Source organism: Faecalibacterium sp. An192 (assembly GCF_002160175.1).
GTDB lineage: Bacteria > Bacillota > Clostridia > Oscillospirales > Ruminococcaceae > Faecalibacterium.
In genome coordinates, this window is sequence record NZ_NFKB01000125.1 from 1 (window position 1) to 1,444 (window position 1,444).

At 55.1% G+C, this 1,444-nt stretch carries 1 protein-coding gene; it reads left to right on the plus strand.

Annotation, left to right across the window (positions count from 1 at the left end):
* Positions 1 to 1,444: IS66 family transposase (locus B5F27_RS16200; protein WP_087369066.1), on the plus strand; the 1,444-nt coding region annotated here is incomplete at both ends.

Consider the following 1,444-nt stretch of genomic DNA (forward strand, 5'->3'; position numbering starts at 1 on the left):
GAGGCTGCCATGCAGAAAATCGAAACCGGCATTTCCGAGCTGCTGAAACGGCAGCCAGTAACAGAACAAGAGAAGGATGCCTACATCCAGGACTTGCAGAAAGCCATGCAGCTTCTTCTGGAAGAAGTCCGGGACCTGGAAGAGATGGTTGCCCTGCTGCAGAAGAAACGGTTTGGCAGCTCCAGCGAGGCGACGCCGGTGCAGGAGGAAGAAGAACCTCTGGGCGTATTCCCGGAAGCTGAGCTGGAATACAAGGAAGACGCCCCGGAACCGTTCAAAAAGGACCAGAGGGGCGTCCACAAGATAAGCGAAGCGGGACGCTGGAAACTGACCAGCAGCAATGAGACGGAAAATCGGATCTTTGACTTGGACGAAGAAGAACGAATCTGTCCGAGGTGCAAAGGAAAACTGGTTTGGATCGGGAAAGAGCTGGTGCGGGAAGTCTTTGAATACCGGCGGCCCAAACTTAAGCTAGTCTGGTACTGGCAGATGAGTTACAAGTGCCCGGCCTGCCACAAAAAAGGCCGCAGTGTCATTGTGCGGGCTTCCGTTCCAAAGCCTTTGCTGAATCACAGTCTGGTTGCGGCTTCGGTGGTGGCAGAAATCATGTACCAGAAGTATGTGAATGCCATGCCGCTGTACCGGCAGGAAGCAGCATGGAAACAGCTGGGGGTGACATTCAGCCGGACTACCATGGCGCGCTGGATCATCCGGTGTGCGGAAGACTGGCTGGAGCCTCTGTGGGATGCCATGCGGAAAGAGCTTCTGCAAAGAGAGGTTCTGCATGCAGATGAGACGGTGGTGCAGGTCCTCAAAGAGAACGGCAAGACCGCTCAGTCCAAGTCTTACATGTGGGTTTACCGTACCGGCATGGATGGGCTGCCTTCCATTGTTCTGTACGAGTACCAGCCCGGACGCAGCGGCGAATACCCAAAGAAGTTTCTGGAAGGTTTCCGTGGATACCTGCATACCGACGGCTATGCTGGCTACAACCAGGTACCGGATATTACCCGCTGCGGCTGCTGGGCCCATCTGCGCCGGAAGTTCGTAGAAGCCATGCCTGCTGCATCCAGCAAACCCAAAGGGCTTCTAACACCGGCACAGGTTGGCCGGGATTACTGTGACCAGCTGTTTGCAGCTGAAAAGAAACTGGCTGAACTGCCGGCCGAAGAAAGACAGAAACAGCGCCTTGCGGTGGAGAAACCCATGCTCAGGGCTTTTTGGCGCTGGCTCGAAGAGCTGGAACAGCAGCCTCTGGCCGGAAATTTGAAAAAGGCTGTGCAGTACGCCCGCAAACAGCAGCCCTACATGGAGAACTACCTGCTTGACCCCAGATGCCAGATTTCCAACAATCTTGCAGAGAACGCCATCCGTCCCTTTACTGTGGGACGCAAGAACTGGCTGTTCAGTGATACAGTAAAAGGAGCCAAGGCCAGTGCTGTGA